Source organism: Pseudonocardia halophobica, assembly GCF_027922425.1.
Lineage (GTDB): Bacteria > Actinomycetota > Actinomycetes > Mycobacteriales > Pseudonocardiaceae > Pseudonocardia > Pseudonocardia halophobica.
Window position 1 is genome coordinate 88354 of record NZ_BSFQ01000007.1, and the last position, 18050, is coordinate 106403.

At 72.2% G+C, this 18050-nt stretch carries 19 protein-coding genes; 10 read left to right on the plus strand and 9 right to left on the minus strand.

From position 1 onward, the window contains the following. Positions 1-74: 74 nt before the first annotated feature. The gene (locus PKE99_RS11040; RefSeq protein WP_037038907.1) at positions 75-2036 is read left to right on the plus strand and encodes an aconitate hydratase; all 1962 of its coding nucleotides are present in this window, start codon (positions 75-77) and stop codon (positions 2034-2036) included. An 88-nt stretch (positions 2037-2124) separates the two neighbouring features. On the opposite strand, the gene PKE99_RS11045 is transcribed toward PKE99_RS11040, so the two are convergent. The 5 genes from PKE99_RS11045 to ligD form a co-directional block, all read right to left on the minus strand. Next, positions 2125-3765 carry a DUF885 domain-containing protein gene (locus tag PKE99_RS11045; RefSeq protein ID WP_037038909.1) on the minus strand — a complete coding sequence of 547 codons (1641 nt, stop codon included), beginning with the start codon at positions 3763-3765 and terminating at the stop codon, positions 2125-2127. 138 nt (positions 3766-3903) lie between these two features. Continuing rightward, positions 3904-4248: an RNA polymerase-binding protein RbpA gene (locus PKE99_RS11050; RefSeq protein WP_037038911.1), complete on the minus strand. Its 345-nt coding sequence runs from the start codon at positions 4246-4248 to the stop codon at positions 3904-3906. Between the two features lie 373 nt (positions 4249-4621). After that, complete coding sequence (locus PKE99_RS11055) at positions 4622-5941, minus strand: MFS transporter (RefSeq protein WP_037038913.1); 1320 nt, start codon at positions 5939-5941, stop codon at positions 4622-4624. Positions 5942-6004: 63 nt separating this feature from the next. After that, on the minus strand, positions 6005-6778 hold the full coding sequence (locus PKE99_RS11060; RefSeq protein WP_037039404.1) for a glycerophosphodiester phosphodiesterase family protein: 774 nt from the start codon (positions 6776-6778) through the stop codon (positions 6005-6007). 27 nt (positions 6779-6805) lie between these two features. Next, positions 6806-8704 carry a non-homologous end-joining DNA ligase gene (gene ligD / locus PKE99_RS38835; RefSeq protein WP_197040385.1) on the minus strand — a complete coding sequence of 633 codons (1899 nt, stop codon included), beginning with the start codon at positions 8702-8704 and terminating at the stop codon, positions 6806-6808. Positions 8705-8788: 84 nt separating this feature from the next. On the opposite strand from ligD, the gene PKE99_RS11075 reads away from it, so the two are divergent. From PKE99_RS11075 to PKE99_RS11090, 4 genes are all read left to right on the plus strand, one after another. Then, positions 8789-8986: a (2Fe-2S)-binding protein gene (locus tag PKE99_RS11075; RefSeq protein WP_037038916.1), complete on the plus strand. Its 198-nt coding sequence runs from the start codon at positions 8789-8791 to the stop codon at positions 8984-8986. A gap of 134 nt (positions 8987-9120) precedes the next feature. Beyond that, the gene (gene bfr, locus PKE99_RS11080) at positions 9121-9606 is read left to right on the plus strand and encodes a bacterioferritin (RefSeq protein ID WP_037038919.1); all 486 of its coding nucleotides are present in this window, start codon (positions 9121-9123) and stop codon (positions 9604-9606) included. Positions 9607-9674: 68 nt separating this feature from the next. Next, positions 9675-10313 (plus strand): HdeD family acid-resistance protein, encoded by a 639-nt coding sequence (locus PKE99_RS11085; RefSeq protein WP_156066930.1) that lies wholly within the window; start codon positions 9675-9677, stop codon positions 10311-10313. A 58-nt stretch (positions 10314-10371) separates the two neighbouring features. Further along, the gene (locus PKE99_RS11090) at positions 10372-10596 is read left to right on the plus strand and encodes a DUF3072 domain-containing protein (protein WP_037038921.1); all 225 of its coding nucleotides are present in this window, start codon (positions 10372-10374) and stop codon (positions 10594-10596) included. 16 nt (positions 10597-10612) lie between these two features. Here PKE99_RS11090 and PKE99_RS11095 read toward each other — a convergent pair whose 3' ends face one another. After that, positions 10613-10981 carry a nitroreductase/quinone reductase family protein gene (locus PKE99_RS11095; protein ID WP_037038923.1) on the minus strand — a complete coding sequence of 123 codons (369 nt, stop codon included), beginning with the start codon at positions 10979-10981 and terminating at the stop codon, positions 10613-10615. Between the two features lie 92 nt (positions 10982-11073). On the opposite strand from PKE99_RS11095, the gene PKE99_RS11100 reads away from it, so the two are divergent. The 5 genes from PKE99_RS11100 (at position 11074) to PKE99_RS11120 (ending at position 15864) form a co-directional block, all read left to right on the plus strand. Then, positions 11074-11526 (plus strand): helix-turn-helix transcriptional regulator, encoded by a 453-nt coding sequence (locus PKE99_RS11100; protein WP_037038924.1) that lies wholly within the window; start codon positions 11074-11076, stop codon positions 11524-11526. Further along, positions 11523-11939 carry a VOC family protein gene (locus PKE99_RS11105; RefSeq protein ID WP_037038926.1) on the plus strand — a complete coding sequence of 139 codons (417 nt, stop codon included), beginning with the start codon at positions 11523-11525 and terminating at the stop codon, positions 11937-11939. Before PKE99_RS11100 ends, PKE99_RS11105 begins: the two co-directional genes overlap by 4 nt. Before the next feature lie 78 nt (positions 11940-12017). Beyond that, positions 12018-14402 carry an ATP-binding cassette domain-containing protein gene (locus PKE99_RS11110; RefSeq protein WP_037038927.1) on the plus strand — a complete coding sequence of 795 codons (2385 nt, stop codon included), beginning with the start codon at positions 12018-12020 and terminating at the stop codon, positions 14400-14402. A gap of 87 nt (positions 14403-14489) precedes the next feature. After that, on the plus strand, positions 14490-14981 hold the full coding sequence (locus PKE99_RS11115) for a hypothetical protein (RefSeq protein ID WP_231497994.1): 492 nt from the start codon (positions 14490-14492) through the stop codon (positions 14979-14981). Between the two features lie 4 nt (positions 14982-14985). Next, complete coding sequence (locus tag PKE99_RS11120; RefSeq protein WP_037039419.1) at positions 14986-15864, plus strand: LLM class F420-dependent oxidoreductase; 879 nt, start codon at positions 14986-14988, stop codon at positions 15862-15864. A gap of 173 nt (positions 15865-16037) precedes the next feature. Here the strand turns inward: PKE99_RS11120 and PKE99_RS11125 are convergent, their stop codons facing one another. From PKE99_RS11125 to PKE99_RS11135, 3 genes are all read right to left on the minus strand, one after another. Next, positions 16038-16412 carry a hypothetical protein gene (locus PKE99_RS11125; RefSeq protein WP_197040386.1) on the minus strand — a complete coding sequence of 125 codons (375 nt, stop codon included), beginning with the start codon at positions 16410-16412 and terminating at the stop codon, positions 16038-16040. Then, positions 16409-17071: a thiocyanate hydrolase subunit gamma gene (scnC, locus tag PKE99_RS11130; protein ID WP_231497995.1), complete on the minus strand. Its 663-nt coding sequence runs from the start codon at positions 17069-17071 to the stop codon at positions 16409-16411. Before scnC ends, PKE99_RS11125 begins: the two co-directional genes overlap by 4 nt. 88 nt (positions 17072-17159) lie before the next feature. After that, a complete protein-coding gene (locus tag PKE99_RS11135; protein WP_037038930.1) occupies positions 17160-17999 on the minus strand; it encodes a nitrile hydratase subunit beta in 840 nt (279 codons plus the stop codon). Between the last annotated feature and the right edge of the window lie 51 nt (positions 18000-18050).

An 18050-nucleotide genomic window follows, 5' to 3' on the forward strand; every position in this document is an offset into this window, starting at 1 on the left:
CGGGTCTACCCGCCCCGTCGGGGCCTTACACCCTCCTCCCTGCACTCGGCGGCAAAGGTGAGCACGATGGCGTGGTGGCCGAGAACCTCACCCGCACACTCCTCGCCCGGCACCGCCGCGAGGGGGCGCTCGAGCCCGGCGAGGACGTCACGCTCGCGGTCGACCAGGTGCTCATCGAGGACGCCACCGGGTCGATGACGTGCATGCAGTTCGAGGCGCTCGACGCGGAGCGCGTGATGGTGGACCCGACGGTGCTCTACGTCGACCACAACGTGCTGCAGATCGACGAGCGCAACATGGCCGAGCACCACTACCTGCGCTCGTTCTGCCGCCGTTACGGGGTGCGGTACTCGCCCGCCGGCAACGGGATCTCCCACTACGTGCACCTGGAGCGTTTCGCCCGGCCGGGTGGCCTGCTGGTGGGCGCGGACTCCCATTCGACGACGGCCGGCGCCGTCGGGATGCTCGCCGTGGGCGCGGGCGGTCTCGAGGTGGCCGTGGCGATGGCCGGCCGCGAGTTCGACCTCGCCTGCCCACGGGTCGTGCGGGTCGAGCTCACCGGCGCCCTCGCGGAGTGGGTCGAGGCGAAGGACGTGATCCTGGAACTCCTGCGCCGCCACGGGGTACGGGGCGGCGCGGGGGCGGTGTTCGAGTTCACCGGCGAGGGCGTCGCCGGCCTGTCGGTCACCCAGCGCGCCACGATCTGCAACATGATCACGGAGACCGGTGCCACCGGGGCCGTGTTCCCCGGCGACGAGCGGGTGCGGGAGTGGCTGGGCGCCCAGCGTCGCGAGCAGGACTGGACGGCACTGACGGCCGAGTGCGGCGCGACCTACGACGCCGAGGAGCACATCGATCTCGCCCGGCTCGAGCCGTTGATCGCCGTGCCGCAGTCCCCGGGCGACGTCGTACCGGTGCGGGAGGTCTCCGGCACGCCGGTCGTGCAGGTGTGCGTCGGCTCCTCGGTCAACTCCTCCTACGAGGACCTCGCGACGGTCGCCGCGGTGCTGGCGGGCCGTACCGTCCACCCGGACGTCGCGCTCACGGTCACACCGGGCTCGCGGCAGATCCTCGACACGATCGTCCGAGGTGAGGTGTACCGCGGCCTCGCCACGGCCGGGGCCCGGATGCTGGAGCCGGTCTGCGGTCCCTGCATCGGGATCGGGCAGGCGCCGACGCGTGGGCAGGCCTCCGTCCGGACGTTCAACCGCAACTTCCCGGGCCGCAGCGGCACGGCCGAGGACCGCGTCTACCTCTGCTCCCCCTCGACGGCGGCGGCCACCGCGCTGACGGGACGGATCACGGACCCTCGCGACCTCGGCGCGTTCCCCACGCTGCCCGCCGCCCCGGACACCGACCCGACGGTGGTCGAGGGGCTGATCGCCGAGCCGCTGCCGGCCGAGGAGGCGCGGCGGGTGGAGATCGTCCGTGGACCGAGCCTCGTCCCACCTCCGGTGCCGGAACCGCCGCCGGCGGAGCTCGACGGGCGGGTGGTGATCGTCGTCGGTGACGACGTCTCCACCGGCGACATGGCCCCGGACGGCGCCATCGGCATGTCCGTGTGGTCGGACGTCGAGGCGTGCGCCGGCTACATGTTCCGCCGCCTCGACCCCCGGTTCCCCGACCGGGCGCGGGAGTGGGCCGCGCGCGGGATCCCCGGGATCATCGTCGGCGGGCACAACTACGGCCAGGGCTCCTCGCGCGAGCAGGCCGCGCTGGCCCCGTTGCACCTGGGTATCAGGGTCGTGGCCGCCGCAAGCTTCGCGCGCATCCATCGGCGCAACCTCATCGTGCAGGGCATCGTGCCGCTGGTCCTCGCCCGCGACGGCGACCGCGAGCGGGCGTCGGTCGGCGACCGGTGGCGCATCGAGGGCCTGGCCGACGCGGTCCGCTCCGGTGTCGAGGAGCTGACCGCCGAGGTGGAGCGCGGCGAGCCGATCCCACTACGACTGCTGCTCAGCCACGAGGAGCGCAACGTCCTCGCCGCGGGGGGCCTGCTGCGCCGGGCCCGGGACGGAGACCGCCCGCCGCCGTGAGATCTGCGCAGGACTGCCCGTGCTCGACGACGGCGCCCGTCGTCCTCGCGCCGGGAGCCCGCGCCGTGAGCAGCCGGGCTCCGGAACCTCAGAGTGCGGCCAGCTCCGGCTCCAGGTCGTCGAGGCCCAGCGAGCCCTGCGACAGCGCGGCCATGTGCCAGGCCTTGAGGTCGAAGTCCGCGCCCCGCGCCCGCCGCGCGGCGTCCCGGCCCGCCAGCCACGCGCGCTCGCCGAGCTTGTAGCTGATGGCCTGCCCGGGCCCACCCAGGTAGCGCAGCAGCTCGCTGTCGAGGAAGGCCGCGTCCCGCCCGCAGTGGGCGCCGAAGAAGTCCCGGGCCAGTTCGGGGGTCCAGGTCAGGCCGGCGTGCAGCGGCGAGTCGGCCGGGACCGTCAGCTCGAGGTGCATCCCGATGTCGATGATCACCCGGATCGCCCGCATCATCTGGGCGTCGAGGTAGCCGAGCCGCTCGCCGGGGTCGGTGAGGAAGCCGAGCTCGTCCATGAGCCGCTCGGCGTAGAGCGCCCAGCCCTCGAGGTTGCCGCTGATCATCCCGGCCGAGGCCTGGAAGGTGGAGAGCTCGCCGGCGGACAGCGCCCACTGGCCGAGCTGCAGGTGATGGCCCGGGACGCCCTCGTGGTACCAGGTGCTCACCAGGTCCCACATCGGGAAGCGGTCGCGGCCGAGGGTCGGCAGCCAGGTCCGGCCGGGGCGGGAGAAGTCCAGGGAGGGCTGCGTGTAGTACGGGGCGGCGGCGCTGCCCTCGGGGGCGATCATCGCCTCGACGCGGAGCAGCTCGGGTGCGAGGTCGACGTGCGTGCCCTGCAGGGCCGCGATCGTGTCGTCCATGATCCCCTGCAGCCGGGCGCGGATCGCGTCGAGCCCGACGACGACCTCGCCGTGCGTCTCAAGGTGCGCCATCGCCTCGCGCGGCGCGGCCCCGGGCAGGATCCGCGCGGTCTCGGCGCGCTGCTCCGCGAGGATGCGGTGGAACTCCGACCAGGCCCAGTCGTAGGCCTCACGGGGGTCGAGGTCGGCGCCCGTCCAGCGGCGGACGGCCACCCGGTAGCGCTCCTCGCCGACGGCGTCCGTGACGCCCGCGGTGCGCGGGCGGTACTCGCGGGCCAGGAACTCCCGCAGCGTGCCGAGGGCCGCGGTGGCGGCGTCGGCGCTGCCCGCGGGGAGGCCGGCGTCGGCGGCGAAGGAGGCGAACCAGTCGGCGGCGAGCCACGAGCCGAACTGCGCGACGACGGCGTCGACCTGGCGGGGCGCGGCGAGCAGCCCGCGGTCGGCGCCCGCGCTGAGGCTCTCGGCGTAGCCCGCGAACGCGGCGGGGACGGCGGCGAGCCGGGCCGCGAGGTTCGCGCGCTCCTCGGCGGTGCCGGCGGGCATCAGCGTGAGCGTGGTGCGCAGGTTCTGGACCGGCCCGAACAGGATCTGGACGTTGCGCAGGTGCTCGCCGAGGGTGCGGGTCGCCTGCGCGGCGGCGAGCCGCTCGCGGAGCAGCCGGGCGCAGCGGCGCTCGGTGTCGTTCTCCGGCTCGCCGACGGCCTCGAGGCGGGCGAGCGTGTCCCGGTCGAGGACGTCGAGCGCCTCCTCGCCGGCGGGGGAGAGGTCGGGGAGCCGGTCCTGGCCGGTGGGCAGGCCCAGCGAGGTCGCGAGCAGCGGGTCGAGCTCGGCGTGCGCGGCGACGTGGGCGTCGGCCAGGTCCCTGATCGTGCGTGCGGACATGCGGTCATCATCGCCCGCCCGCCTTCGGACGCGACGAAGCCGGGCCCCACGGGAGGTGGCCCGGCTTCGTGATGTGCTGCGGCGCGTCCGCCGTGGCGTCGCCGTCGCGACGCCGACCCGTTCGGGAGGGTCAGGCGATCACGAGGCGATCTCCTGGCGACGCTCGCGGAGCAGGTCGAGGCGCTCGTTGAGCAGCTCCTCCAGCTCCGGGATCGAGCGGCGCTCCAGCAGCATGTCCCAGTGGGTGCGCGGCGGCTTGGTCTTCTTCTGCTCCGCCTCGACGCCGTCCACCCGACGCCCGACGCCGCCCTGGGGCGACTCCCAGGTCGCGGGCGCCTCGGCGTCGTTCGCGAAGGGCACCTCGAACTCATGGCCCGAGGGGGAGACGTAGCGGACCAGCTGCCGCGGCGCCAGGTCGTGATTCCGGTCGGTCTCGTAGCTGACAGCCCCGAGCCGGCTGCCACGGAGCACGCGGTCGGCCATGCGTCATCCTCCCGTCTTCTGCCGAGGGGGGCACCCCTCGACGGTCACGTCGTCGCCACCCGGTGTAACGTCTGCAGCGCAGCCGCGCATTCCCGGGGGAGGCATTGCGCGGGCATGCCGAGGTCATCGCGACCGTCGGTCACCCGCTCTTGTCCCGACGTCAGAGTGTGGCCCATCAGGCGCTTTGCCACACGCGAATGTGACGTGTCAGCCTTCTGTGACTTACCTCACCGGCCGGGCGCGGAGTGTTTACACGAGGGTGGCTTCCCGTTACCCGCGATCGTCATGCATCAGGATATGCGCAGGTGGGAGTGCTTGCAGCGCGAACCGTCGGGCGTCCGACGATCCGGCCGCACAGACCATCCGGCCGGAGTCACCCCGCCGGTGCCTCCGGCCGGCGGACGGGCCACAGCGCGAGCAGCCCGGCCGCGAGCACCACGAGGATCCCGACCGTGCCGGCGCGGTCCGAGCCGAACGCGTACGTGAAGAAGCCCACGAGCGTCGGGGCGAGGAAGGACACCGCCCGGCCCGTGGTGGCGTACAGCCCGAACATCTGGCCCTCCTGGCCGGGCGGGGTGAGCCGGGCCAGGTAGGTGCGCGAGGACGACTGCGCCGGCCCCACGAACAGGCACAACCCGAGCCCGAACACCCAGAAGGCCGTCGGGCCGGACAGGAACAGGAGCACCACGCCGCACACGAGCAGCCCGACGAGGGAGCCGACGATGACCGCCTTCGGGCCGATCCGGTCGTCGAGCCAGCCGCCGGTGAGTGCGCCGAGCGCGGACACGACGTTGGCGGCCACGCCGAAGACCAGCACGTCGCCCGGGCTCAGCCCGTACACGCTGACGGCGATCACGGCGCCGAACGTGAACACCGCCGCCAGCCCGTCCCGGAACAGCGCGCTGGCCCCCAGGAAGTAGACGGTGTGCGGGCTCGTGCGGTGCAGGTCCCGCAGGTCGACGACCAGCTTCCGGTAGCTCGCCCGCACGCCCAGCCGCGGCGCCCGGTCGAGGGCCGGGGGCGCCTCCGGCACGACGAGGAACAGCGGGACCGCGGCCACCGCGAACCACACGGCGGCGACGAGCGCGACCGCCCGGACGTTGAGCCCGCCCTCGGTGCTCACCCCGAGCGCGCCGCCCTCGCCGGCGATGAACAGCACGTACACGCCCAGGAGCAGCACGATCCCGCCGAAGTACCCCATGGACCAGCCGAAGCCGGAGACGCGGCCGATCGTGGCGGGCGTGGAGATCTGCCGCAGGACGGCGTTGTAGGAGACCTCGGCGAGCTCGAAGAAGATCGAGCCCAGGGCGAGCAGCAGCAGGCCGAGCCAGAGGTAGTGCCAGTCGTCCCGGACGAGGAACAGCAGCGCCATGGACGCGACCGTCGCGGCGGTCCAGATCGCGGTGGACCGCAACCGCCGCCCGGCCCGGTCGGCGCTCTGCCCGACCACCGGCGCCAGCAGCGCGATCACGAGCCCGGCGGCGCCGATGGCGTAGCCGAGCCAGCTGTTGGCGTCGACCGAGCCCGGCAGGTCCCGCCCGACGGTGTCGGTGAGGTAGACGGAGAAGACGAACGTGAGCGTGATCGTGTTGTAGGCCGAGGAGCCCCAGTCCCAGAAGGCCCACGCGAGTACCTGCCGCCGTGCAACCCGAGCGTCTCCGGTCCGGTCCGCGGGGGCGGCCTCGCTGCTCACCGCGGCAGCCTAGAGCGCGGGGCGCGCCGGGAGGGAGGAGGCGCGACGGTCACAGCACGATCGTCACAGGGCGATGAGGAGGTCCGGTCGGTCGGAGAGCAGCCCGTCGACCCCCATCGCGAGCAGCTCGCGCATCTCGGCCGGCTCGTCGACGGTCCAGACGTGGACCTCGAGGCCGGCGCCGTGGGCCCGGGCGAGCAGCCGGTCGTCGACCACGGTGAGGGGGCCGAACCGCCGCGGGATCTGGGCGAGGCTGCCGCGGACCCGGGGCAGGACCGGCTCCACGTAGGGGAGGGCCGACGGCGACGCGTCGAGCCAGGCCCGCGCCCGCAGGCCGAGGACCGCCTCGAAGCCCATCGACGTGAAGAGCCGCGGACCGGCCGCGCGGGCCCGCCGGAGCCGGCTCTCGTGGTAGGCGCCCAGGCAGACCCGGTCCCAGGCGTCGAGCCGCTCGAGCACGGCGAGGGTCGGCAGGACGACGGCGTCGGACTTGAGCTCGATCGTGAACCGGGTCTCGGGCAGCGCCGACAGCACGGACTCCAGCCGCGGCACCGGCTCCCGCCCGCCCACCCGGGCGTCCTCGATCACCGCGGCGGGCAGGCGGGCGAGCAGGCCGCTGCCGTCCGTCGTGCGGTCGAGGGCCAGGTCGTGGTGGACCATCGGCACGCCGTCGGCCGACGCGTGCACGTCCATCTCGATGTAGGAGAAGCCGTTCGCCACCGCGAGCTCGAAGCCGGCGAGGGTGTTCTCGCAGCCCGCGAGCTCGCCGATGTGCCAGCCGCGGTGCGCGTACCGGCGCGGATGGGGCCCCTCGAGGTACGGGTGCCGGTCCGTCACGCCCGGCACCCTCTCATCCGGACCCGATCAGGCGCGACGCGGAAGGCGTTGCCGCTCGGTGAACAGCAGGGGTTCGAGCAGGTCACCGTGCTCGTCGAGGCGGGCGGGCAGGTCGTCGAGGGTGAAGACGAGGTCGTCCGGACGGCGGCAGGCCCGGACCTCCTCCCAGGTCACCGGGGTGGCGACGGTCGGTCGGGCGCGCCCGCGCAACGAGTAGCTGCCGATCGTCGTCTTGGCGGTGTTGTTCTGGCTCCAGTCGACGAAGACCTTCCCGCGCCGGCGCGCCTTGGCCATCACCGACGTGACGGTGTGCGGGGACTCGTCGGCCAGCCGCTCGGCCAGCGCCTTCGCGAACTCGATCGTCTGCTCGGCGCGGCTCACCGTGACCGGCAGGTAGAGCTGCAACCCCTTGCCGCCCGATGTCCGGGGGTACGCCACGAGGTCGTCCTCGGCGAGCACCTCGGCGATCCGCTGCGCGACCCGGCAGCACTCGACGACCGTCGTTCCCTCGCCGGGGTCGAGGTCGAAGACGACCAGGTCCGGCTCGTGCCGGCCGCCGCGCGGCCCGACCCGCCACTGCGGCACGTGCAGTTCGAGCGCGGCCAGGTTCGCCGCCCAGGCCAGCCCCTCCTCGCTCTCGAGCAGCGGGAAGTCGGCGGTCTCCGAGCGCCCGCCCGGCGTCCCGACCCGCTCGGTGCGGATCCAGTCCGGCGCGTGCCGCGACACGTCCTTCTCGAAGAACGAGGGCTTCTCGACGCCGTCCGGCCAGCGGACGAGCGTGACCGGCCGGCCCTCGAGGTGCGGCAGCATCGCCGGCGCGACGGCGCGGTAGTGCGCCAGCACGTCCGCCTTCGTGGTGCCGGTGAGCGGGTAGAGGACCTTGTCGGGGTTCGTCAGCTTCGCCCGGCCCACCCCCGCCTTCGCACCGGTGCGTCGCGCACGCGGCTTCTCGGGCTCGACGATCTCGCCCACCTCCCGCCAGGTGTCGGAGCGTGTCCCGGGCCGGTACGGCGAGTCCGCCCGCTTGGCGACCAGGCCCGGCAGGCCCTGCCCGCGGACGGCGTCGAGCACCGCGGCGCCCGTGTCCGCCGGGTAGACCGGGGCGAGCCGCCAGTGCGGGCCGGACAGCGGGAGCTCGGTGAGCAGGTCGTGGCGGTCGGCGAAGCCCAGCCCGCACGTGTCCCGGCCGTCGAGGAACAGCAGGTCGGAGATCCAGAGCTCGCCGCCCCGGGTCAGCTCGGCGTCGAGCAGCAGCGCGGTGGCCCCGACCGAGGGACCCAGCTCGGCGAGGGTCTTCGCGGTGACCTCCTCGCCGTCGGCCGTCACCCGCGTCCGCCCGCCGTCGAGCTCGACGATCACCCTGCGGCCGCCGAAACGGACCTGCAGCAGCCAGCCCTCGGGGTCCTCCGGCAGCTCGCCCGGCACCCCGCGCATGGGGGCGGTGTCGTGGGGGAGGGGAGTGCGGTCGGTGCGGTCCGACCGCTTGAGCAGCCAGCCGTCCCGGCGCTCCCGGTTGCTCCTGACCAGCACGTACTTTCCTCGCGCGCGCTCCCCGTGCAGGGTGAACGCCACCTCGCGGTCCGACCACTTCTCGGTCTCGTAGCGGCCGTGGTCCCAGATCGTCATGGTCCCGCCGCCGTACTCGCCGCGCGGGATCTCGCCGGAGAACTCCAGGTACTCCAGGGGATGGTCCTCGGTCCGCACGGCCAGCCGCAGCGTCTCGGTGTCGACCGGCAGGCCCTTCGGCACCGCCCAGGAGGCGAGCACGCCGTCGCGTTCCAGCCGCAGGTCCCAGTGCAGCGCGCGGGCGTGGTGCTCCTGGATCACGAACCGGTCGCCCGGCCCCTCCGCCCCGGGGTCGGTGTCCGGCACGGGCTCCGGAGTGCGCCCCCGGTCGCGCTTGCGGCGGTACTCGTCGAGCGGCACGTGGCCAGGCTAGCGCCGTGCAGGGCTTGTCACCGGGCGTGATCGTCTGCAAGCATAGGCTTACCTGACGAGAGGCTGGGCTGCATGTACGCCTGCATCTGTTTCGCCGTGACGGACGTCGAGCTCCGCGACTGCATCGGCGGGGGCGCCCGCACGGTCGAGGAGGTCGGCGACGCGTGCGGTGCCGGCACGGGCTGCGGAACCTGCCTCGACACGGTCGACGTCCTGCTCGCCGCGGAGCTCGCCCCGTCCGTGATATCGGACCTGCCGCTCACCGCCTGATCGTCCACGGGCCCCGCCGGCACCGCATTCGCCCAGGTAAGCCTAGCCGTCGCACAGTCCGTCCTTCGTGGATCCGGGCGAACCGGACCCACTACCGTTCGTGTCGCCCGTCACAGCGAACGAAGGACGACGCCATGCGTGGGGACCCGGAGATCATCTCCCTGCTCAACGAGCAGCTCACCAGCGAGCTCACCGCGATCAACCAGTACTTCCTGCACGCGAAGATGCAGCAGAACTGGGGCCTGACGAAGCTCGCCGCCTACACCCGCAGCGAGTCGATCGACGAGATGCGGCACGCGGAGAAGATCACCGACCGCATCCTGTTCCTGGAGGGCCTGCCGAACTACCAGCGCCTGTTCCAGCTGCGCATCGGGACCAACGTCCGCGAGATGCTGCAGTCCGACCTCGCCATCGAGCTCGAGGTCGTGCAGCGGCTGCGGCCCGGCATCGCGATGTGCCGTTCCAAGGGCGACATCACCACGGCGAACCTGTTCGAGGAGATCCTCGCCGACGAGGAGCACCACATCGACTACATCGAGACGAACCTCGAGCTGATGGACCGCCTGGGCGAGCAGCTCTACCTGGCCCAGCTGGTCGACCAGCCTCCCACGCCCGGCTGATTCCGCGTTCCCCGCGCGAGGAGTACACAGATCGCGGGGTGTCCACCCGGGACACCGAGGGGGACGTCATGACCGAGAACGTGAGTGCCGGTGGCCGGGCTGGCGACTCCGGGCAGCGCCCGGTCGACGCGGTCCGCGAGTTCGCCGGGGCCGTCTGGTGGATGGTGCTGCTGCGCGGCGTCCTGATCGCCCTGTTCGGGATCATCGCGCTGGTGAGTCCGGGGATCGCGCTGCTGACCCTGGTGTTCCTGTTCGGCTTCTACGCGATCCTCGACGGCGTCGTCGCCGTCGTCATGGGTGTCCGCGCCCGGAAGACCGCCGCGCACTGGGTATGGCCGGTCGTGCAGGGCGTGCTGTCGGTGATCGCCGGCATCGTCGCGCTGGCCTGGCCCGGGGTCACGGCGCTGGCGCTGCTCTTCGTCGTGGCGTTCTGGGCGATCGTCATGGGCGTCGCGGAGATCGCCGAGGCGTTCACGGCGCGGCGGGCCGGGGCGCACGCCTGGGGCTGGACCCTCGTCGCGGGCATCGTGAACGTCCTGTTCGGCCTCGCCCTGCTCGTGTGGCCGGCCACCGGGATCCTCGCGCTCATCTGGCTCGTCGGCCTGTTCGCGCTGATCGGCGGCGTGATCCTGATCGGCTGGGCGTTCCGGATCCGGGCGATCGCCAAGGGTGCCGCGGGCCGTCGGCCCTCGGCGAACCTGTCATGACGGGCGCGTCGGCGCGGCTCGGGTCGCGGGGGAGCGCGGTCGAAGATATGTTCGAACCATGACCGATCGCGACACCCAGGACCAGACGAGCACGCCGGCCGCGAAGGACCCGGAGGACTGGACCACCGGCGACGAGCCGATCACCGGCCCGCAGCGCTCGTACCTCGAGACGCTCGCGCAGCAGGCGGGTCAGGAGCTGCCCGAGGACCTCGGCGCCCTCACCAAGGCGGAGGCGTCGAAGCGCATCGACGAGCTGCAGGCGGCTGCGGGCCGCGGGCAGTGACGGGGGCGGGTGCCGGTCAGTCCGGCTTGCCCGGCAGCGGGTCGAGCCGGACCCGGACCGCGACCCGGCCGCGCCCGTCCCGCGTGGCGACGGCGTGCCCGGTCCGGTCGGCGCCGTCGAGCTCGACCGTGATCGGGCCGCCCTCGCCGAGGAAGTTGCGCCACCAGTTCTTCGCGTCGGGGAACTGCACGCCGATCACGAGCTCGTCGCCGGAGCGCCGGTAGGCCACCGGGGTCCGGAAGGTCCGCCCGGAGCGGCGGCCGACGTAGCTGATCATCGCGATGCTGCGGCCCACGACACGGCCCACGCGCGGGGCACGGGCGAGGGCCTCCACGCCCGCGTTGACGCACCGGACCGCCTTGCTGGTGAACAGGGGAGCGCGCACGGGACCGACCGTAGCCGCGCCGCCCTGAGGTCGCTCTCAGTCCTGGCCGGGCACGGTGCATTTCGGACGCGCGACGTGGCACGATCACCGGGGTGAGCAGCAGACCCGCCGCGAACCTGAGCGACCTGGCCCGGCTGCGCCGCGTCAAGGACCGGATCGACCGGGAGTACGCCCAGCCGCTCGACGTCGAGGCGTTGGCCCGCGGTGTGCACATGTCGGCGGGGCACCTCAGCCGGGAGTTCCGGCGGGCCTACGGCGAGTCGCCGTACTCCTACCTGATGACCCGCCGCATCGAGCGGGCGATGGCGCTGCTGCGACGGGGGGACCTGAGCGTCACCGAGGTCTGCTTCGCGGTGGGCTGCTCCTCGCTGGGGACGTTCAGCACGCGCTTCGCCGAGCTCGTCGGCATGCCGCCGGGCGCCTACCGCCGGGCGGCCGAGGAGGCGACGGTGGACATGCCGTCGTGCGTGGTCAAGCAGGTGACGAGACCGGTCAGGAATCGAGAAGCCCCGGCCGGCCGAGCGCCGCTAGCGTCCCCCTCATGAGTTCGGACATCGTCATCAGCCAGAGCTACCTCCCGCACACCGGCAAGGACGAGGCGATCGCCTTCTACCGGGACGTCCTCGGCTTCGAGGTGCAGAACGAGGTCGGCTACAACGACATGTACTGGATCACCGTCGCCCCTCCCGGGCAGCCGGAGATCGCGATCGTCCTGCACCCCCCGGCGGTGGACCCGGGGATCACCGACGAGGAGCGCAGGGTCATCTCCGAGATGATGGCCAAGGGCACCTACGCCGCGATCAATCTGGCCACCAAGGACCTGGACGCGACCTTCGACCGGATCCAGGCCGCGGACGCCGAGGTCGTCCAGGAACCGATGGACCAGCCCTACGGCGTGCGGGACTGTGCCTTCCGCGACCCGGCGGGCAACATGATCAGGATCAAGCAGCTCGGCTGAGCCCCGGGTGGCGGACCTCGACAGGGACATCGACAGGGACATCGACACGGCGCGTCGCGCCACAGGGGGAGACACGGGATGAGCACGGCCACGGAGACGGAGTCCCCGTCACTGCACGCCGCCGACAGCCACGACCTGATCCGTGTGCACGGCGCGCGCGAGAACAACCTCAAGGACATCAGCGTCGAGCTGCCGAAGCGGCGGCTGACGGTGTTCACCGGGGTCTCCGGCTCGGGCAAGAGCTCGCTGGTGTTCGGCACGATCGCCGCGGAGTCCCAGCGGCTGATCAACGAGACCTACAGCACCTTCGTGCAGGGCTTCATGCCCACGCTGGGGCGCCCGGACGTCGACGTCCTCGACGGCCTGACCACCGCGATCATCGTCGACCAGGAGCGGATGGGCGCCAACCCGCGGTCCACCGTCGGCACGGTCACGGACGCCAACGCGATGCTGCGGATCCTGTTCAGCCGGCTGGGCCGGCCGCACATCGGCTCGGCCCAGGCGTTCTCCTTCAACGTGGCCTCGATCAGCGGCGCGGGCGCGGTCACCATCGAGAAGGCCGGGCAGAAGGTGAAGGAGCGCCGGGAGTTCAGCATCACCGGCGGGATGTGCCCGCGCTGCGAGGGCCGGGGCGCGGTCAACGACATCGACCTGACCCGGCTGTACGACGACAGCAAGTCGCTCAACGAGGGCGCCCTCACCATCCCGGGCTACTCCATGGAGGGCTGGTACGGCCGCATCTTCCGCGGGTGCGGGTACTTCGACCCGGACAAGCCGATCGCGAAGTACACCCAGAAGGAGCTGCACGACCTCCTGTACCGCGAGCCCACGAAGATCAAGGTCGAGGGCATCAACCTCACCTACTCCGGGCTGATCCCGCAGATCCAGAAGTCCTACCTGTCCAAGGACGTCGACGCGCTGCAGCCGCACATCCGCGCCTTCGTGGAGCGGGCGGTCACCTTCACGACCTGCCCGGAGTGCGAGGGCACGCGGCTGACCGAGGCGGCCCGGTCGTCGAAGATCAAGGGCATCAGCATCGCCGACTGCTGCGCGATGCAGATCAGCGACCTCGCCACCTGGGTCCGCGAGCTCGACGAGCCGTCGATGCGGCCGCTGCTGACGTCGCTGGGGGAGACGCTCGACTCGTTCGTCGAGATCGGGCTGGGCTACCTGTCGCTCGAGCGCCCCTCCGGCACTCTCTCGGGCGGGGAGGCGCAGCGCACCAAGATGATCCGCCACCTCGGCTCCTCGCTCACCGACGTCACCTACGTCTTCGACGAGCCGACGATCGGCCTGCACCCGCACGACATCCAGCGGATGAACGACCTGCTCCGGCAGCTGCGGGACAAGGGCAACACCGTGCTCGTCGTGGAGCACAAGCCGGAGGCGATCGCGATCGCCGACCACGTCGTCGACCTCGGCCCGCACGCCGGCGCCGCGGGCGGTGAGGTGGTGTTCGAGGGCACCGTCGAGGGGCTCCGGGCCAGCGGCACGCTGACCGGGCGGCACCTGGACGACCGGGCGTCGGTCAAGCCGTCCGTGCGGCAGGCCTCCGGGGCGCTGGAGGTCCGGGGCGCGGACACGCACAACCTGCAGGGCGTGGACGTCGACATCCCGCTCGGCGTGCTCTGCGTGGTCACCGGGGTGGCGGGCTCGGGCAAGAGCTCGCTGATCCACGGTTCGGTGGCCGGCCGGGACGGAGTGGTGGCCGTCGACCAGGGCGCCATCCGGGGCTCTCGGCGCAGCAACCCGGCCACCTACACCGGCCTGCTCGAGCCCATCCGCAAGGCGTTCGCCAAGGCCAACGGCGTGAAGCCGGCGTTGTTCAGCGCGAACTCCGAGGGTGCCTGCCCGAACTGCAACGGCGCCGGCGTGATCTACACCGACCTCGCGATCATGGCCGGGGTCGCCACCACGTGCGAGCTGTGCGAGGGCAAGCGCTTCGACGCGTCGGTGCTCGAGTACCACCTGGGCGGCAAGGACATCAGCGAGGTGCTCGCGATGCCGGTCGCCGAGGCGGTCGAGTTCTTCGGTGCGGGGGCGGCCAAGGTCGCGGCCGCGCACAAGATCCTCGAGCGGCTCTCCGCCGTCGGGCTCGGGTACCTCACCATCGGGCAGCCGCTCACCACGCTGTCCGGCGGCGAGCGCCAGCGGCTCAAGCTGGCGACGCACATGGGCGACAAGGGCGGCGTCTACGTGCTCGACGAGCCGACCACCGGTCTCCACCTCGCGGACGTCGAGCAGCTGCTCGGGCTGCTCGACCACCTGGTCGACTCCGGGAAGTCCGTGATCGTCATCGAGCACCACCAGGCGGTCATGGCGCACGCGGACTGGATCATCGACCTGGGCCCGGGGGCCGGCCACGACGGCGGCCGGGTCGTCTTCGAGGGCACGCCCGCCGATCTCGTCGCCGCCCGGTCGACGCTGACCGGCGAGCACCTCGCGGCGTACGTGGGCGCCTGACCAGGGCAGAGCCCGCCGGGACCGTCAGAAGAGGACGGAGCGGGAGATCCCTGGACCGCGGGGACGAGATCGGGCACCATCCCCGTCATGACCGACGAGGAGCAGGACTCCGCGACCGCGCCGTCCACGGACGGCGCGATCGCCTCGGTCGGCAGCGCCGCGACCTCCGAGAGCGTCGCGGTCGCGGGCAGCGTGGACACCGCCCACAGCGTCGCGGTGGCCGGCAGCGTGGGGACGGTCGGCAGCGTGGGCGTGGTCCAGAGTGCGGCCACGGCCGGCAGTGTCGCGGTCGCCGGGAGCGTGGCCACGGCCGGGAGTGTCGCGGTGGCAGGGAGCGCCGCCACGGCCGGCAGCGTCGCGGTCGCCGGCAGCGCCGCCACCGCCGGGAGCCTCGGCATCGTGGCCAGCCTGCTCACCGTCGTCGGCGTCGGCCTCCGGAAGTGCGTGGCCACGCTGGCCTGCGTGAACTGCACCCGGTGCGTGGGCTGCATCGCGTGTGTCGACTGCGTGGACTGCGTCGGGTGCATCGGCTGCGTCGGCCTCCGTGGCGCGGTCGGGCAGCGGGGCGTCCGGGCCTGACGCGATGCAGATCGGCCTGCACGCCCTCGGGATCGGGACCGGCGCCCAGCGGTCCGTCATCGACGCGGTCGCGGTCGCCGCGGAGACCTGCGGCTTCGCCACGCTGTGGTCGGGGGAGCACGTCGTCATGGTCGACCGCGGGGCGTCGCGCTATCCGTACTCGGCCGACGGGCGGATCGCCGTGCCGGCCGCGGCCGACTGGATCGACCCCCTGATCGGCCTCAGCTTCGCGGCCGCGGCCACCTCGACGATCCGCGTCGCGACGGGCGTGCTGCTCCTGCCGGAACACAACCCGGTGCTCGTGGCCAAGCAGGCGGCGACGCTCGACTCGCTCTCCGGCGGCCGGCTGACGCTCGGCGTCGGCGTCGGCTGGTCGCGCGAGGAGTTCGACGCGCTCGGGGTGCCGTTCGCCCGGCGGGGCGCGCGCACGGACGAGTACGTCGCCGCGATGCGCACCGTGTGGCGCGACGACGTGGCCTCGTTCACGGGCGAGTTCGTCCGCTTCGACTCCGTGCGGGTCAACCCCAAGCCGGTCCGGGACAGGACGATCCCGATCGTGTTCGGCGGCAACAGCGACGCCGCGCTCCGCCGCGTGGCCGCCGTCGGCGACGGCTGGTACGGCTTCTACCTGGACGACGTCGGACACGTCGCCGAACGCGTCGAGTTCCTGCGGGCGACGTGCCGGGACGCGGGACGCGACATCGCCGAGCTGCGGCTCGCCGTCGCGCTGCGCAGTCCGGAGGTCGACGATGCCGTGAGGCTCGCCGATCTCGGAGTCGACGAGCTCGTGGTCGTCGAGGGCCCGCCCGCGAATCCGCAGGACGCCGCCGGGTGGGTGTCGGTCCTGGCCGACCGCTGGCTCGCGGCCGCGACAAGCACCTGACGGACGCCCGACGGGGCGGATGCGCCGCTCTGTGGGTGATCAGCTCGGGCGACGGCCCGGGGGAGCGGGATCGCGGGCGGTCGCCTCACAGCTCGTCGGCCATCTCGGGTGGTAGTCGCGGTGGTAACGGTAGGCCAGGCCAGCACGTGCAACAGCTCGTAGTTGGAGGACCGTCAGCCCTCGAGGCGTGCCCGGATCGTCGACAGCCGCTGGATCAACTCGGACTCCGTGATGACACCGCGAGAGATCAACGAGTGCGCCAACGACACCAACTGGCTCTCCGGATGAGGCAAGCTGGAATAGATTGTCGCCGACAGCGCGTCCTCTTCCTCTCGGCGAGCCCGGAAATCGGGGACATCCGCGTCGGAGGCACAGTGATCGAGTGCGTCGCAGAGCCCGTCCAAGCTGGTCTTCCACGGCGGAATCGGGTTGTCCACACCGTACTTCGCCGCCATTCTCGGCCACACCTGGTTCTGTGCGACGATCTCCCGTAGCACTGCGACGTCGGTGTCGGGCATCGGCGAGCCCCCGCCCTCGACGGCCATCACTCACCGACCGGATGCACGGCCGGCCGGGTGGCGACGACGACATTGGTCGTGACGCCGGCCCGGGGGAGCGCAACGCCGATCAGGCAGTCCCGTGTGACGATCTCGGTCAGCTGGTCCTCGGTCCAGCCATCCGTGTTCTCCGGGCGCATCGGCATCACCATGAAGCGGTGCTTCTGGTTGGAATCCTGGACCCGGATCTCGATGTCCTCGCCCAGGTACAGGCCGAACTCGGACAGCACCTGGCGCGGATACCTGACCAGGCGGCGGCGGTAGTTGGGCGTGCGGTACCACTCGGGCGAGTTGCCGAGGATGGGCCGCGGATAACACGAACACAGGGCGCAGACGATGACGTGGTGCACCGTGGGGGTGTCGACCAGGATCTCGAAGGCGGTGAAGTCGCTGGGCGTGCCGAAGCCGGTGGGCTCGAGCCAGTCGACGCCGACCTCCTTGCTGGCCGTCATCGGTTCGGCGATCGCCAGAGCCCTGAACTCCGGATCGAGCCAGGACCGAGCCACCAGGCGCGCAGCCGGCGTGGGCCCGATCTGCTCGGCGAACTCCGTGAAGCGACGATGCTCCTCCGCAGTGAAGATGCCCTTCTCGATGCACAGTTCGCGCAACGCGATCTCCAGCACCTCGAAATCCGTGACCTCGTCGACCATCGGCTTGACGGTTCGGTCGTGGTCGTGGTCGTGGTCGTGGTCGGCCATTGTCTTCCGTTTCGTGGCGAGGGACGCTCCGGCGGAGTCGTCAGTCGACGGGCTCGAGCCAGCGCTCAGGGATCTCGGTGCGCAGCGTGTCGGTCGCGGTGCCGTTGTAGCCGTGCCACAACTCGGCCATCGTGAAGCTGACGACGTAGAACCACTCGGGCTCGGCACCCGGTCGGTCCCAGGTCTCGTCCTCCGGCGCGGGGCTCTCATAGGCAAGAGCGGCGATCCGGCCCGTGGCGCCGCGCGCATACTCCGGGGTGCGCGTGTAGAACAGTACCGGCAGTTCCCGGACCCGCACCGGATCGCCGACCGCGAATTTCGGCTCCCCGGCCCTGCCCGCGTACACCTGAGGGTCACCCTTACCCAGCGCATGCACGACGTGGCTGTTGCGCTTCACCTGCGTTCCGTCGCCCTCGAAGGCGGGCTTCGCCGTCAAGGTTCTTCCGCTCAGCCCGCCGGCGAAACGCCGCTGGACCTCCGCCATCCGCTCGGCGAGCTCTGTCAGACCGATGTGGTGCTTCTCGAGCAGCACGCGGGCCACAGCCAGCAGCCAGCGGCCGTAGTAGGGAAAGCCGAGATAGACCGCGCGGCCGACGTCGACGTTGCCGATACGCCGCCGCTCCTCGGACAACCAGATCCCGCGCCAGGCCAGTACCTCGCACATGACGTACGTCATGTGCTCCCAATACTCGTATTCCTTGTTCTCGTATTTCATCGGCACGTCAGGCTCGCCGCCGACGTCGTGCACCGGCTTCATGTACGCAGTGAAGCGGTCGTGGTCGAGCAGATCCGGCGGCGGCGCATCGGGAAGCTCCGGATAGGAAGACCTCAACCTCGCCACGAGATCCAGTTGGGCGGCGCGGTCGGCTGCAGTGCTCACGATGCCTTCTCCCAGAGTCGGAAGTTGCCATGCCTCATGACCCGGTGCCGG